At 59.9% G+C, this 13,582-nt stretch carries 17 protein-coding genes and 2 pseudogenes; 8 read left to right on the forward strand and 11 right to left on the reverse strand.

The genetic code is table 11. The features are described from left to right. Positions 1-15 precede the first annotated feature (15 nt). The 3 genes from SCLO_RS14765 to SCLO_RS23440 form a co-directional block, all read right to left on the reverse strand. Positions 16-2,496 carry a TonB-dependent siderophore receptor gene (locus SCLO_RS14765; protein ID WP_169800540.1) on the reverse strand — a complete coding sequence of 827 codons (2,481 nt, stop codon included), beginning with the start codon at positions 2,494-2,496 and terminating at the stop codon, positions 16-18. A gap of 155 nt (positions 2,497-2,651) precedes the next feature. Beyond that, positions 2,652-3,659: a FecR family protein gene (locus SCLO_RS14770; protein WP_066515233.1), complete on the reverse strand. Its 1,008-nt coding sequence runs from the start codon at positions 3,657-3,659 to the stop codon at positions 2,652-2,654. Positions 3,660-3,739: 80 nt separating this feature from the next. Continuing rightward, positions 3,740-4,414: a sigma-70 family RNA polymerase sigma factor gene (locus tag SCLO_RS23440; RefSeq protein WP_322788828.1), complete on the reverse strand. Its 675-nt coding sequence runs from the start codon at positions 4,412-4,414 to the stop codon at positions 3,740-3,742. Here SCLO_RS23440 and SCLO_RS14780 point away from each other — a divergent pair. After that, positions 4,389-4,535: pseudogene (locus SCLO_RS14780) on the forward strand (IS630 family transposase); the annotation flags it as partial. The gene SCLO_RS23440 and the pseudogene SCLO_RS14780 overlap by 26 nt on opposite strands. A 466-nt stretch (positions 4,536-5,001) precedes the next feature. Then, positions 5,002-5,322, forward strand: a pseudogene (locus SCLO_RS14785) (ATP-binding protein); the annotation flags it as partial. On the opposite strand, the gene SCLO_RS14790 reads toward SCLO_RS14785, so the two are convergent. Continuing rightward, on the reverse strand, positions 5,306-5,734 hold the full coding sequence (locus tag SCLO_RS14790) for a helix-turn-helix domain-containing protein (protein ID WP_096362164.1): 429 nt from the start codon (positions 5,732-5,734) through the stop codon (positions 5,306-5,308). The pseudogene SCLO_RS14785 and the gene SCLO_RS14790 overlap by 17 nt on opposite strands. A gap of 94 nt (positions 5,735-5,828) precedes the next feature. Between SCLO_RS14790 and SCLO_RS14795 the strand changes: the two genes are divergently transcribed. After that, complete coding sequence (locus tag SCLO_RS14795; RefSeq protein WP_231923248.1) at positions 5,829-6,188, forward strand: DUF2285 domain-containing protein; 360 nt, start codon at positions 5,829-5,831, stop codon at positions 6,186-6,188. Positions 6,189-6,580: 392 nt separating this feature from the next. On the opposite strand, the gene SCLO_RS14805 is transcribed toward SCLO_RS14795, so the two are convergent. From SCLO_RS14805 to SCLO_RS14815, 3 genes are all read right to left on the reverse strand, one after another. Next, on the reverse strand, positions 6,581-6,865 hold the full coding sequence (locus SCLO_RS14805) for an XRE family transcriptional regulator (protein ID WP_066521165.1): 285 nt from the start codon (positions 6,863-6,865) through the stop codon (positions 6,581-6,583). Beyond that, on the reverse strand, positions 6,858-7,211 hold the full coding sequence (locus SCLO_RS14810) for a type II toxin-antitoxin system RelE/ParE family toxin (RefSeq protein WP_066521166.1): 354 nt from the start codon (positions 7,209-7,211) through the stop codon (positions 6,858-6,860). The genes SCLO_RS14805 and SCLO_RS14810 overlap by 8 nt, the downstream gene beginning before the upstream one ends. A 106-nt stretch (positions 7,212-7,317) precedes the next feature. After that, complete coding sequence (locus SCLO_RS14815; RefSeq protein ID WP_066521169.1) at positions 7,318-8,553, reverse strand: tyrosine-type recombinase/integrase; 1,236 nt, start codon at positions 8,551-8,553, stop codon at positions 7,318-7,320. A 445-nt stretch (positions 8,554-8,998) separates the two neighbouring features. On the opposite strand from SCLO_RS14815, the gene SCLO_RS14820 reads away from it, so the two are divergent. Then, positions 8,999-10,144: a tyrosine-type recombinase/integrase gene (locus SCLO_RS14820; protein ID WP_231923249.1), complete on the forward strand. Its 1,146-nt coding sequence runs from the start codon at positions 8,999-9,001 to the stop codon at positions 10,142-10,144. On the opposite strand, the gene SCLO_RS14825 is transcribed toward SCLO_RS14820, so the two are convergent. Together SCLO_RS14825 and SCLO_RS14830 are read right to left on the reverse strand one after the other, a co-directional pair. Beyond that, positions 10,119-10,313 carry a helix-turn-helix domain-containing protein gene (locus SCLO_RS14825; RefSeq protein WP_066521174.1) on the reverse strand — a complete coding sequence of 65 codons (195 nt, stop codon included), beginning with the start codon at positions 10,311-10,313 and terminating at the stop codon, positions 10,119-10,121. The genes SCLO_RS14820 and SCLO_RS14825 overlap by 26 nt on opposite strands. Then, a complete protein-coding gene (locus SCLO_RS14830) occupies positions 10,310-10,525 on the reverse strand; it encodes a helix-turn-helix transcriptional regulator (protein ID WP_066521176.1) in 216 nt (71 codons plus the stop codon). Before SCLO_RS14830 ends, SCLO_RS14825 begins: the two co-directional genes overlap by 4 nt. 497 nt (positions 10,526-11,022) lie before the next feature. Between SCLO_RS14830 and SCLO_RS14835 the strand changes: the two genes are divergently transcribed. Then, positions 11,023-11,454 carry a type II toxin-antitoxin system RelE/ParE family toxin gene (locus SCLO_RS14835; protein ID WP_066521181.1) on the forward strand — a complete coding sequence of 144 codons (432 nt, stop codon included), beginning with the start codon at positions 11,023-11,025 and terminating at the stop codon, positions 11,452-11,454. Next, positions 11,432-11,764 (forward strand): helix-turn-helix domain-containing protein, encoded by a 333-nt coding sequence (locus tag SCLO_RS14840; protein WP_066521184.1) that lies wholly within the window; start codon positions 11,432-11,434, stop codon positions 11,762-11,764. Before SCLO_RS14835 ends, SCLO_RS14840 begins: the two co-directional genes overlap by 23 nt. A gap of 15 nt (positions 11,765-11,779) precedes the next feature. Here SCLO_RS14840 and SCLO_RS14845 read toward each other — a convergent pair whose 3' ends face one another. Continuing rightward, positions 11,780-12,130 carry a hypothetical protein gene (locus SCLO_RS14845; protein ID WP_066521187.1) on the reverse strand — a complete coding sequence of 117 codons (351 nt, stop codon included), beginning with the start codon at positions 12,128-12,130 and terminating at the stop codon, positions 11,780-11,782. 56 nt (positions 12,131-12,186) lie between these two features. Between SCLO_RS14845 and SCLO_RS14850 the strand changes: the two genes are divergently transcribed. Together SCLO_RS14850 and SCLO_RS14855 are read left to right on the forward strand one after the other, a co-directional pair. Next, positions 12,187-12,894, forward strand: a complete 708-nt coding sequence (locus SCLO_RS14850) for a GIY-YIG nuclease family protein (protein WP_066521189.1) — start codon at positions 12,187-12,189, stop codon at positions 12,892-12,894. A 2-nt stretch (positions 12,895-12,896) separates the two neighbouring features. After that, on the forward strand, positions 12,897-13,322 hold the full coding sequence (locus SCLO_RS14855; RefSeq protein ID WP_066521191.1) for a hypothetical protein: 426 nt from the start codon (positions 12,897-12,899) through the stop codon (positions 13,320-13,322). A gap of 29 nt (positions 13,323-13,351) precedes the next feature. Here SCLO_RS14855 and SCLO_RS14860 read toward each other — a convergent pair whose 3' ends face one another. Beyond that, positions 13,352-13,567 (reverse strand): conjugal transfer protein TraD, encoded by a 216-nt coding sequence (locus SCLO_RS14860; RefSeq protein WP_066521193.1) that lies wholly within the window; start codon positions 13,565-13,567, stop codon positions 13,352-13,354. Positions 13,568-13,582: the final 15 nt, after the last annotated feature.

A 13,582-nucleotide genomic window follows, 5' to 3' on the forward strand; every position in this document is an offset into this window, starting at 1 on the left:
GCGCCGCCCGTTCCATCAGAACTGGCCGCGCAACGTGACCATGACGTTGCGGGGATCGCCATAGAGATTGCCGTAACCCGGCCCGTCGATGGTCACATAATAGGTCTTGTCGAAGATGTTGTTGAGGTTCGCGCTGATCGAGAAGCGGTCGTTGAACGCATAGCCCGCCCGCGCCGACCAGATCGCATAGCCCTTCACGCGGAACTGATATTCATAATAAGGACCGTCATAGAGGCCGGTCAGCGGATTGAGTTCCTGTATCCAGCCCGAATGGAAATTGCTGCTCTGCGCGGTGACGCCCGCGCCGATGCTGAGGCCCTTGAGCGCATCGCCCTGGAATTTATAGTCGGTCCACAGCTTCAACAGATGCTTGGGCGTGGTTTCAGAATACCGGGCGTCGCTATCCCGCTTGTTGACGTTGTTGTTGTAGGTATAGCCGAACGCGACCTGAAGGCCGGGGAAAATCTCTCCGTTCAGTTCGACCTCCACGCCCTGGCTCTTGATATAGCCGTCGCGGATATAGCAGCAACTGTCGCCGCCAATCGGCGGACTGGCCGGGTCGGACGCCGCCTCGCCCTTCTTCGTCACGCGATACCAGGCGACCGATCCGGTCAGCTTGCCATCGGCCAGCTCGCCCTTGATCCCCGCCTCATAGTTGCGGCCGGTCACGGGGTCGAGCGGCGAGCCGGGACGCGGGCCGCTATTATATTGCGCCTGCGACTGATAGATTTCGGCTACGCTGGCGTAGAGGCTGAACCCCTTGTAAAAGTCCCAGATCGCCGCACCATAGGGAATGAACACACTGTCCTGTTCGACCCGATCGCGCAGCGCGTTCGTGATGAGATCGTAATTGCGGGTCTTGTCCCGGAACGCCAGACGGCCGCCGCCGATCAGCGACAGGCTTTCGACGGGATGAATACGCAGCGTTCCATAAAGCCCCATCCGCTCGATCGTCTGGCGATTGCGGTAATTCCAGTTGGGCGGGAAAACAGGCTGCTCAGGATAGACCGGATCGAAGATGTCGTCCTCCAGGCCGATATAGGTCCAGAGTTGCTGATACACCTGATTAAGGCGGACATAATCGACGCCCAGGATCAGATTATGGGTCTGGCCGAACAGTTCGAAGCTGCCCTGCGCGTTCAGATCGACGGTGGTTTCCTTCGTCGCCTTGTCCTGCTGGAAATACCACCAGTTGAGGCCGGAACCGTTAACCGGATCCACGGCGTTTTCCATCTCCGCCGCGTTGGTCTTGTCACGGTTGCGCATGTGATTGGCGGTCAGCTTGATCGCCCAGTCGTCGCCGATCCGCTGCTCCAACCGTCCAAAGAAGACGCTCGTGCCGCGCTTGATCCAGTTCCACGGCGTGCCCATGTTGAAATCGCGCGGTAGGCCGATGTCGACGCCGTTGCGGTAACGCGGCAGCGAAACGTTGAAACCATCCTTCCGGTCTTCCTGCCGGGTGAAGCCCGCGACCAGCAGGGTGGACGGGGTCAGATCGGCTTCGATCAGACCATGGATCAGCGCGCGGCGATCCTGCTTGAAGCGCTGGAAGCTGTGGCCGCTGTCGATGACGCCGATGGCACGGCCGCGGATCGCGCCATTGGCCGCTAGCGGGCCGGTGACATCGCCTTCCACTCGATAATTGTCCCAGCTGCCGCCATAGGCGTTGAGCTGAAGCTGCGCCTCCTCCAGCGCGCGCTTGCGCGTGAAGTTCAGGACGCCGCCAGCTTCCCCGGCGCCGAACAATCCGTCCGCGCCGCGCACCAGAGCGATGCTGTCATAGATGGCCGTGTCGATGTCCGACATGCCATCGACCCGGAAGCTCGTGGCGCCCCCGTCATAGCGGGCATAGCTGATATTCAGACCCCGGCTGTTATAGGTCGAGGACAGCCAGTTGCGGTCCACCGTCACGCCGGTGGTCTGCAACATCACATCCTCGATGCTGATGAGATTCTGGTCCTCCAGCCGCTGGCGGGTGATGACGGTGACCGACTGCGGAATCTGACGCAGGCTTTGCGCGGCTTTCCCGACATTGGTGGCCAGCGGCGCATAGCTGCGGCTTCCTTCGGTCATGACCGGATCGCTGGCGGCGGAGAGGGGCGAAACCGAACCCCCGGCACGGCCGTTACCGCTTCCTTCCACCCGCACCGGACCGAGTGAAACCGCGTCCCCGGCAATGTCGGGCACGTGCTCCAGCACGACCGTATTGCCCATCAGGCGGAAGGAAAGGCCGGTGCCGCTCAGCAAACGGGATAGCGCCGACATGGCCGACATGCGGCCAGCGACTCCGCTCGACGTTCGGCCGGACAGAAGATCGGCCGGCGCGCTCACCTGCAGGCCCGCTTGCTGGCCATAGCTGGTGATGGCCGTCGCCAAAGGCTGGGCGGGGATGTCGTACGACCGTTCGGACGCGGTGGATTGCGCCATTGCGATCGACGGCGCCACGACTATTGAACTCGTGCCAGCCAGCAAGGCGGCCGCGAAGACTCTTTCCATCTGTCCGAAACGCAAAATATTTCCCCCGGAGTGCATTCTTTCTGAGCATGAAACTGCGAATGCGTTGCAATTGCTTGCCCAGAGAAAGAGACGTTGCAGGCCCGTCCGTTTTCGGTCGGAGAAGAAAAATTTATTCCGAAAAGGTCGTAACCGGCTCAATCCTGCGAATAAATGACCAGCCAGCCGCCGATCGTCATCACCCGTCCACCATAAGCACGGGCCATGCCGTGCAGCGCTTCAAGGGGGTCGGATGCGTTAAAGACGCCGGTCAGGCGTTGACGGGCCAGCGCGTCACCCCGCGCCACGATCATGCCGTTGAACCAGGGGCGTAGTCGCTCGATGGCGTCGGCGATCGACTCATCCTGAACGATCAGCTGGCGCTCGCGCCACGCCGCCACCTGTGTCGCAGGCACGATCTGCCGATTGACGCGTCCCGACGCGGCCACGATGGCGGCCTCGCCTCCGGTCAGGATGTCGGCGGGCCCGTCGGCGGGCTCGACCCGAACCCGGCCATGTTCCACCCCGATGAAGGCGGGCTGTGCCGCCGCCTCCGCCTCGCGGACGTCAAAGGCAGTGCCCAGCACGGTCACGGTGGCCCGCGCGCCCCTCACCCGGAACGGCCGTTGCGGATCGGGCGTGACGGTGAAGAAGGCTTCGCCCTTCAGCAGCCTGATGTCGCGCCGTCCTTCCGCATAGTCGACGGCGATGGCGGACCGGGGGGCCAGTTGGACGACACTGCCGTCCGCCAATGTAATCCGCTGTATTTCGGCAACGCCGGTGCGATGATCGGCCTGCAATCTCAGCATCGCGGCTGGCATGAACAGCAGGCCGAGGCATAGCGCGCAGCCCGCCAATAGTGCCGCGCCACGCCAATGACGCGAGGATGCGGTTATCCTTTCCGCCCGCGTGGCGGGCCATGGCCGCCGCGCCTGACCGGTCCGGACGGCATAGGTCGGTTCGATCTCGCCCAACCGATCATGGATATGGCGCATCTCCGCCCAGGCGAGATGATGCGCGGCATTCGCCTCCAGCCAGGTCTGGAAGTGCTGCTGAAGCACCTCGTCAGCGGGACGCTCGTGCAGAGCGATAGCCCATATGACCGCCTGCTCCTCTGCACCCCGCTCAAAGGAAATGGGAGGATACCCCTCTATGCCGCGGTCCATGCGCGTCCTTGTCCCCTGATCGTCGCCATGACCATCAGACGTTCAACCAGCGGATTTTTTCGCCCGTAGCAGGATAGCAATCACTGTCCAGCATCGGCAGGCTGACGCAGCGCCGCGCGGCAATGCCGCAGTGCAGCGGCGACCAGTTCATGTGCCCGCGTTATCGAAATGCCGAGCGCAATGGCGATATCTTGCAGCCGCTCGCCCTCGAACCGATGCATTTCAAACGCCACGCGGGTCCGGTCGTCGAGCGTGTTCAGGGCATCGCGTAAAATTTCCAACTCGCGGCGCGCGATCACCGCCCGCTCGACCGAAGGCGCGTCGTCGGCAGCCGCCCGCCTGATATCGCTGGGATCGCCGTCCTGCGATCTCGCCCGTTCGCGTGCCAAGCTGCGGTTGCGGTCTATCGATAGGTTGCGGAGCACACGCCGGAACAGATGGGCGGGGTCGCCGATACTTTCCCGGCTCGCAATGGTGCGACAGCGAATCCAGGCATCCTGCACCAGATCCTCCGCCCCGAACTCGTCGGAACTGACCGTGCGCGCATAGCGGACCAAACCGCCATGTTGCCGTTGATAAAAATCGCTTAGCCCTTTCACACCACGGCCTTTAAGGAAATGCGAACGATTCGCAAGCGTGATGTAAGGGGCGCCTCCAATGGCTCGCCGCCTATCGGTTGAGATGCGCTTTCGCAGGGCATTGCGGAAGTCCCGCCGGGCGGGGGGGACGTCAGCCGAGGCTGGGCTGTCGCACACGACGATCCGCCGGATTTGGGGCGCGTTTGGCTTGCAGCCGCACCGGTCGGAGGCGTTCAAGCTGTCGAGCAATCCGCTGTTCGTCGACAAAGTGCAGGACGTTGTCGGTCTTTACCTGTCGTTTAGGGTCCAAGCCTTCTCCCTCGGCTTGGCGGCATTGATCTGGATATAGGTCAGCATGGTCGTTTTCCCAGCAAAGCCGGGTCGATCCGAGAGTAACAAAAGGAGCAACATTTTGTGGCTGCTGCTGTTGCTCTTAGCCGGATTTCACCGGACGGTGTCTGGCAATTCTCAGTCGAAAAATGATGTGAGACCAGCCGCTTACTGGACTTATCTGGACGTATCCAGAGCCAGTGTTGGTGCCCAGAAGAAGTCTTTTCTAAGTAAATATGCCTGCGGAAGGCGTTGAAATCAATGTATTTTCTTTTACAATCGGTGACGCAAGATTACTTGTTTTGACCTCATATTGTGCCAAATGTGCCACAATACTTAGGTTGGTCGCGTCTTTGATTTGAGTAAGGAGGATACAAGCGATGGCTACCATCCAAAAGCGCAAAAAGGCTTGGCGGGTTCAAGTCCGCCGCAAGGTGGTGACACGCCTCGAAGAGGAGACCCGGATCGGCAAAGGCGGGACCCTGGCGGCGCAGCTGTCGCGGCTCGATCTGATCGTGCTCGACGAGCTTGGATATCTGCCGTTCGCACGCTCGGGAGGGCAGTTGCTGTTCCACCTCATCAGCAAGCTTTATGAGCGCACCAGCGTCATCATCACCACCAACCTTGCCTTCGGCGAGTGGCCTACCGTCTTCGGGGATCCCAAGATGACTACGGCGCTGCTCGACCGCGTCACCCACCACTGCGATATCATCGAGACGGGCAACGACAGCTGGCGCTTCAAAAACCGCAGCTGACCGCTACCTTCGGCGCCTTCAAAAATCTATCTTGCGCTGCGCGCGCCTCCGGTCGGGCTACGCCCGCCCTCCGCCGCACGCAGCGCAAGGCCATCTTCAACAAACCAACATCATATCCGAAAAAGGGGGTCCCTCTTCGACGCCGATCGGGGGTCCCTTTTGAACGCCGTTTGACATCAAGCCCGGCGACTTCGGCAATTATCGTCATCGGATCTCGATCCAGCGCGCGGATAACGTCAATCAGCTCGATAAGATCAAGACGCCGTTCGCCGACTTCATATTTGGCGACGAAAGATTGCGGTTTTCCGACTTTGGCGGCCAGTTGGTCTTGCGTCCACCCGCCAGCCTTGCGCGCATCGACAAGCAGTTGCCGAAGCTTTTGATGGCGAGGTGAGCGAAGGGATTTATACATGCAGGACCGGCGAATTGTGAACAACCGCCGTCGCCATCATCCCGATTCAGGATTATCCCATTTTAGGATTATTGACTTTGCCGGGCGGAGGCCCATGGTTAAGAACGACCTCCCGGCGCAAAGCCGAACATGGGAGGTGGAGAGCATCATGCGCCCACGCCCCAGCCTCGAACCGGAGTTGCTACCGGCTCCCCCTGCATCGGACGATCTGACCGACTACGATTATCTTCTGCTGGTCGTCTATCTGCGTCTGCTCGATGCCGACGCGGACGGCGCGGATTGGGCGGAAGTCGCCCGGATCGTGCTGCATCTCGATCCAGCGAGCGACCCCGAAAAGACGCGCGCTATCCATGCCGCGCATCTGGCGCGGGCGCGATGGATGCGCGACCACGGCCATGACAAGCTGCTGGCCGACACACAGGAACTGATACCGCCGCGCGACCGGATGCATTAAAACGCTAGATGCGGGCTACTCAAAGCAATTTTGGGGAGCGGCTTCGGCAAGCGGTGGGCGTAACGCCGCTACGCTTTCGGCTCGAACGGATGCGGTAGAACAGGACGGTTATCGGATTGTTCGAGGACGCCCCATGCGTTTTACCGGGGAACCGCTGTTGGCATTTGCCCAATCCCGAACCACCTCCGGTAGCCATCTCGGACGTGCCAGTGCCGCCACGCGCGGCGGTAACTTTTCCGGCTGCTGCGATACCATCCGGCAAATGGTGCTTTCCGAATAACCCAGGAACCTTGCCAACTCCCTCGGCGTCCAAAGCTTATTATCTTCCATTGTCATGCCTCCTTTGGACCGAGGAGGTTAAGGCAGAAATTGTCACATAATGCCGACCCCATTCACACAAGCTGGACCTCCACGCGCCGCCCGACGATCGCGGCGGCGCGCTGCAAGGTTTCGATGGTGACATTGCCATCGTTGGGGTCAAGCAGCCGGTTTACCTGCGTGCGGCTGGTTTTCATCATCGTGGCGAGACGGTTCTTGCTCAACTTGCGCGCCCGCATCGCCTCCGCAAGCTGCCACGCGATCACCTCCTTGATGGCCTTGGCCTGAAACTCCCCAAGCATCCCTTCTTCTTCAAGGAAGCTATCGAGAGTCGATCCCCGGTGCGGATTGTCAGCCATGTTCGACCTCCTTCTTGCGCTCGCGCGCCAGTTTCAAATCCGGCTCCGGCGTTTTCGGGCTTTTCTTGATGAAGCCGTGCAACGCATACAGTTCGCCGTCATGGAAGCAGAACAGCACGCGGGCGATGGTCTTATCCGGCAAATCCGTGCGGACCTCGAACAAGCCTTTTCCCATCGGCCGGACTAGGGGCATCCCCACAGACCAGCGATATTGCACCCGCTGCAAGTCCTGACCGACAATCCGCCTGTTCTCGATTGGCAGGCCCGCCAACCAATCCCGAACCGGCTCGTTACCGGCAAGCGTCCTGTAAAAGACCAGTTCGATCTTACGGGCCGACTGCTCCATATCCGCACCTTATATAGTCCATGCACCTTATATAGTGCAAGAGAAGAATCGGCCGGTCGATCCGCCTTCATGCGTTCGACCGGCCGCCGCGAGCCGTGCCAGCGGCCTAGCCCGCCCTCTGGAAGCGCCTGCCGAAATCCGGTTTCAGGATTTTCCCGCCGTCGCGCAGGTTATCGAGATAATCGGACCAGTGCTGCATCATCTTGACGCGCTCATCCCAATACTCGCCACGAGCATAGGCGCGGCGCACGCCGTTGTTTTCCATGTGCGCCAACTGGCGTTCGATGGCGTCGGGGTTCCAGATGCCCATTTCGTTGAGCAAGGTCGCGGCCATTGCCCGGAAGCCGTGCGCCGTCATTTGCTCCTTGGCATAGCCCATCCGGCGAAGCGCAATGGTGATGGTGTTTTCCGACATGGGCCGCTTCCATGTATGGAAGGCCGGAAAGACATAAGGGCCGTGGCCGGTCAGCGGATGCAGTTCTTCAAGGATTTGGAGAACCTGCCGGGACAGCGGCACCTTATGCGGCCAGCGCATTTTCATCTTCTCGGCGGGGATCGACCATATCGCGCGGTCAAAATCGAACTCACTCCATTCCGCCCGGCGCAATTCGCCGGGCCGGACGAACACATGCGGCGTCATGCGAAGCGCAAACCGGGTGATGGCATGGCCGGAACAAAGCTCGATGGCCCGCATGATCTCGGCCGCATCCTTGGGCGTGGTGAGCGCGGCATAATGCTTGGTCTTGGGGACGATGATCGCCCCGCGTAGATCGGCGGCAACGTCGCGTTGCGCCCGCCCGGTGGCGACGCCATAGCGGAATATCCGGCTGATGACGCTCCGCATACGGCGGGCGCTTTCATAGCGGCCGGTCGCTTCCAGCACGCGAAGGACGGCAAGAACCTCCTGAACCTCGATCTTGTTCAAGGGCCGCTCGCCAATCAGCGGATAGGCCATGTCGAGCAGCCAGCGCACCTTGTCGAGCGTAACCGGCGCGCGGCCTTCGCGCTCGATCTTGACCAGCCATTCCTCCGCGACCGACTTGAAGGTAATGGCGGCGTCGATCTCCGCGCGCACGCGGGCAAGCTTCTTCTGCGCGTTGGGGTCGAAGCCTTCCTTGATCTGCTCGCGCGCCTTGTCCCGCCTGTCGCGGGCGTCGGCAAGGCTGACCTCCGGCCATACGCCGAAGGACAGGGTTTTGACCTTGCCGAGATAGCGGTAGTTCATCCGCCAGTATTTTCCGCCCTGCGGCGTCACCAGCAGATACAGAGCGCGTTCGTCGTGAAGCTTGTAAGCCTTGTCACGGGGCCGCGCATTTTTGATGGCAATGGCAGTTAAAGGCATGAGGGTATCTCCATCCGAAACCGGGTGGAACGACCCTCCTAGATACCTCCAAAGTGGGGGTATCTGTGGCCGGACGCACCCGAACCATGTTGGACAAGATACCGGAAAAAACGCTTTGGCCCCAGTCACTTACGGGACGTTGGTGGACGTCCACGGACGGGTAAATGGTGCCCAGAAGAAATGTAGAATGTTATTCTCATGCAATATCAGGGCGTCCCTAACTACACTGTAAAACAAACGATTTTTATTTCATAGTGTTCGTGGTCGGTCGCCCTGATTTGTCTGAACTTGGTATGAAACGTGGGAATAATTGTGGGGTCATTTAGCGTGGTAAGAGGCGTGGGAACTGACTCCAAATATCCCCTATCAGGGACTCGAACCAATTGCACTTACGGCATTGAAGGTAAAGAACGCGAAGCCTGGTCGGTATACCGATGGACGGGGCTTGTGCCTCTATGTGAAGCCGAGCGGCTCGCGGACATGGGTGCTGCGGATGCAGAAGGGCGGCAGGAGACGAGACTATGGCCTGGGATCGGCCCTGGACGTGTCGCTAGCCGAAGCGCGGGAAGCCGCGATAGCCCTGCGTCGAAAGGTGCGGGAGGGTTGTGATCCGGTTGCCGAGCGGCGGAAGGCGCGCAAGGTCGTTCCGAATTTCGAGAAGGCCGCGCGTGACTGCTACGAGGCGTTGAAGGAGGGCTGGAAAAACCGGCGTCATACCAACTGGATTTCCAGCCTTGAGAACCATGTCTTTCCGGCAATCGGCAAGAAGCCGGTGGATCAGATAGGCAGTGCTGCCGTGGTCGCGGTTCTGTCGCCCATCTGGCTTGAGATACCGGAAACCGCCCGAAAAATCCTGCAACGCATTGGCGCGGTGCTGGACTTCGCCCACATCAAAGGCTGGGTGCCGGAGGAAGTGTCGCTGCGTTCCGTTCGCAAGGGACTTCCCCGCCAGATCGGTAAGGGCGGGCATCTGGAAGCCATGCCCTATGCCGATGTTCCGGCCATCATGCAGAAGCTCGCGGCAGCATCGCCGACGACCGGGCGGGATGCCTTGCGCTTCACCGTCTATAACGCCGTGCGGTCGAACGAGACACGCTTTGCCGTGTGGACCGAGTTCGATCTGGACAAGGCTATCTGGACAATTCCGGGAGAGCGCATGAAGGCGCGCGAAACCCATGTCGTGCCGTTGTCCGCGCCCGCCGTGGCATTGCTTCGCAAGCGGTGGGCGCAGCGCACCAGCGAAACCGGCCTTGTATTCTCCCCAGACGGCAAGCGGCCTATCAGCGATATGACCATGACCAAGGCGCTACGCGATGAGGGCGTCAAAGGCGCAACCGTTCACGGCTTCCGTTCCACCTTCACCGATTGGGCAGCGGAAACCACGGACTTTCCCAAGGAGGTTGCCGACAAGGCGCTGGCGCACAAGCTCCCCAACCAGGTTGAAGCAGCCTATCGACGCACCGATTTTTTTGAGAAGCGGCGCAGCCTTATGGCGCTTTGGGCCGAGTATCTGGACAAGGTGCCCGCGAAGGAAGGGGAGGACGCCGCTGCCACGGCGTCCGAACCTACAGACTTCCTCGCTGCCGCCTGATGAGGTCGTGCAGGCTGGCGGTGGTGATGCGAGTGGATTTCCCGAGCTTCACTGTCTCGACTTCGCCAGCCGCGATCAGCTCGTAGAGCTTGGTGCGGCCGACGCCGATCATGCGGGCAGCGTCATTGACGCGAACGCAGATTGGATCGGGGGATGGGCGCGCGGTCATGGCGCGGCCCTTTCGCTTTCATCAGCGCGATAGCCTGCTGGATCGGCAATCCAGCGTTGGACGGCTGACTCATGCCAGCCCGCGCCGTTGATGCTGATGGACACCTGCCGGGGAAACGTCCCATCCGCGATCTTGCGATAGAGGGTGGAGCGGGAAAGGCCGGTGCGATGAAGCACCGTCTTTAGACGAATGATCCTTTCAGGGTTGGACATTGAGGTAACTTTCGATTTGTAGCGGTTGACAAAGCTCCCCTGCGAACAGAATTGGTGACCGTGACGCCGCCCGCAAGAGCGTCACGTCCGCGATGTGGTGAAGATGGTGCTTACGGCAGTATAAATGTGGGTAACTGCGGCGAACGGCGGCGTATGTCGGCATACTGCGGCGCACGGCGGTGGAATACGGCACATGGCGGTATTCGAGACTCTATTCTTGCACGTTCCTTTACCAACCGTGACAAATTAGCCACGGCATTTCTCAGTTTACAGGGGCAAGAAGCGGCGGGATGGACCTTGCCTGTTTCCGAGTCGCGCAACATGATCGACCTCTTTCTTTCGCCGGTCCGTCCGCCACATGGTCAAGTTGTATCGCCTTGTCCCGCCTTGCAAGAGGGGGAGGCACTACAGTGCCGATCATAGCCAACTTAGTCCTGAAAGCGCCAACATAGTGGCTTTCGGCAAGCGCGCCTTCGGGCATCCGGCATTGAACTATAATGCTATGTGTTATATATCGACTATGGAGCAGGAGAACCGCCATCACGCGCATTTTCAAGAATGGCTGGTTCGAGCGCTTTTCGCGGAAGGAACGAATCAATGATTCGGCCCTTCGCGACGCCGTGCAGCGGGCGGAAAGCGGGCTGGTGGACGCCGACCTTGGCGGCGGCGTCATCAAGCAGCGCGTGGCGCGTGCCGGTCAGGGCAAGTCGGGCGGCTATCGCACGCTGATCCTGTTCCGGCACGGTGACAGGGCGATATTCGCTTTCGGCTTCGCCAAGAGCGCGCAGGCGAACATATCGAAGGCGGACTTGGCACTGTTGCGCGATGCGGCTGCCGAAGCGTTGGAATGGAGCGGCGAGGAATTGGACCGGCTAGTAGTGGCCGGAACGCTGGTGGAGATCGAAGATGGCAACGACGACGAAGGATAAGGGCTATCGCAGCGAGATCGCGGGTGCGATTCATGAGATGATGAGCGACGCGCACGACGCGGGCGTTGTGTCGCGCGCGACGCTCCGGACTTTTGATGAAGCGTGCCTCGCTCCGGCCCCCGTGCTGGCTGGCGATGAAATCCGCGCGATCCGCGAGCGCGAGCATGTCTCGCAGCCGATATTCGCTGCCTATCTCAACGTATCGCGCAATCTGGTGTCCGACTGGGAGCGTGGCGTTAAGCGGCCAGGTGGTCCCGCCCTGCGGCTGTTGTCCATCATCCAGCGCAAGGGGTTGCAGGCAGTGGCTTGAGCGCCATTGGCCCTCTCATTTCGTGATTCTGAGATCGGCCCGCATCGCTTCCTTCATGTCGTAGTCGGCTTTCATGCGCGCCGAACGATCATCATTGGTTTCGACAATTCGGCGGATCGCATCGCGCACAGACACCGGCGCAACCAACTCACATCGCATCTGCCAGTAGGCGAACGCCTTTGCAGCTTCGTCTGTCCTTTCGACAGCCGCGCGATGATAGGCTTCCAACAATCCGATATAGGCAGCTTGTTTCTCACGAAACGCGCGTTCATCCTGCTTCGATCGCTGCGCCAACCACGATTGGATTAGGGCCGTGACGATCGACCCGAGGCCGAAGGCGGTTAGCAAGGGAATGAGTTGAACCATTTGAACACGGTAACGACAATCGTTGCTCGGCGCGATGTTCGTTCTATAGTTTTGGTATGCGCGATCACATCATTGCAGAGATACGGCGACTGGCAGCAGCGAATGGTGGAAAGCCGCCCGGCAAAAGCGCATTTCAGTCGCAGACCGGAATCGGTGAAACAAAATGGAGCGGCGTCTATTGGTCGAAATGGGGCGACGCTGTTGAAGAAGCCGGATTTTCCGCGAATGAATGGACCAAACGCCGCGATACGGCAGAACTCACTGAACAGTTTGCCCAAATCACCTTAGCGCTGGGGCACGTTCCAACAGTCCGTGAGCTTAAACTGCTTCGACGCAAGGGTGATGAAGCTGCGCCGAGCCCCGGCATCATCAGCGAGCATTTTCAGGGCCAGAATGGTGTTATCGAAGCGCTACGCGAACTGTCGTATCGCGATCCAACTTATGAACGGTTGAGAGCCTTACTGCCAACTCCAAAGCCTGCGATACGCCTAGCCAAAACGGCAACACCTGATGGGTGGGTGTATCTCGTCAAGTCCGGCGAGTTCTACAAAATTGGTCGTAGCGACGAAATCGAACGGCGGCTTAAAGAGATCAAGGTCGCGCTGCCCGATAAAGCCGTGCTGTTCCATTCTATCCAAACCGATGATCCTGCCGGTATAGAAGCATATTGGCATCGCCGTTTTGCTGATCGTCGCGCGAACGGCGAATGGTTCAAACTCACGTCTGCGGATGTGGCCGCATTCAAGCGTCGTAAGTTTCAATAAAGATGAACGGGCCTATCGCCGTCGCGGTCATAACAGCTGTAACTGGCATCTTTATCAGCGCACTCACTTTCTATCTAACGCGGCAAAGAGAGCGCGAAGCGGAATGGCGGACGCAGAAACTCGCGCACTACAAGCAGTTTATGACAGCACTAAACGCGATCGTCGGTCCGCCACCTACGACCGAAGAACGTGTCACATTCGCCAACGCCGCCAATAACATATTCCTTGTTGGCTCGCCTCGCGTTCTAGTTGCGCTGCGGCACTATTTGGACGAAACGGCGGATTCAAATAGCAACAAGGAAGTCGATCGACATGACGAACTTCTAACCCTTCTGATATTCGCCATACGCGACGACATAGGGATAAAGCCGAACCAGCCGACCGAGCCGTTTGAGTTTCGCCTATGGTCCGGCAAGCCTCGCGCCTGACAGGATGATCGAAGCGCCGATTTCGCCGGTCAACCCGTTTCGGTCTCTGCCTCGAACGCGCGCTTGCCCTTGCGCTTCCACAGCGCCAATGCGTGATCGCGTTCCTCGCCTTGCAACTTGCCGGCGATGGAGAGGAACGCGCCGTAGAGTGTGGTGCGGTCGTCGTCGATCAGATCGACCAGCCCGGCCTTGACGACGAGGCCGCCGAGTTCGATCAGATGCCGCGTTCTCTCTCGCCTTTTCACGACCCATGCCCTTGT

It is taken from the genome of Sphingobium cloacae, from assembly GCF_002355855.1.
Lineage (GTDB): Bacteria > Pseudomonadota > Alphaproteobacteria > Sphingomonadales > Sphingomonadaceae > Sphingobium > Sphingobium cloacae.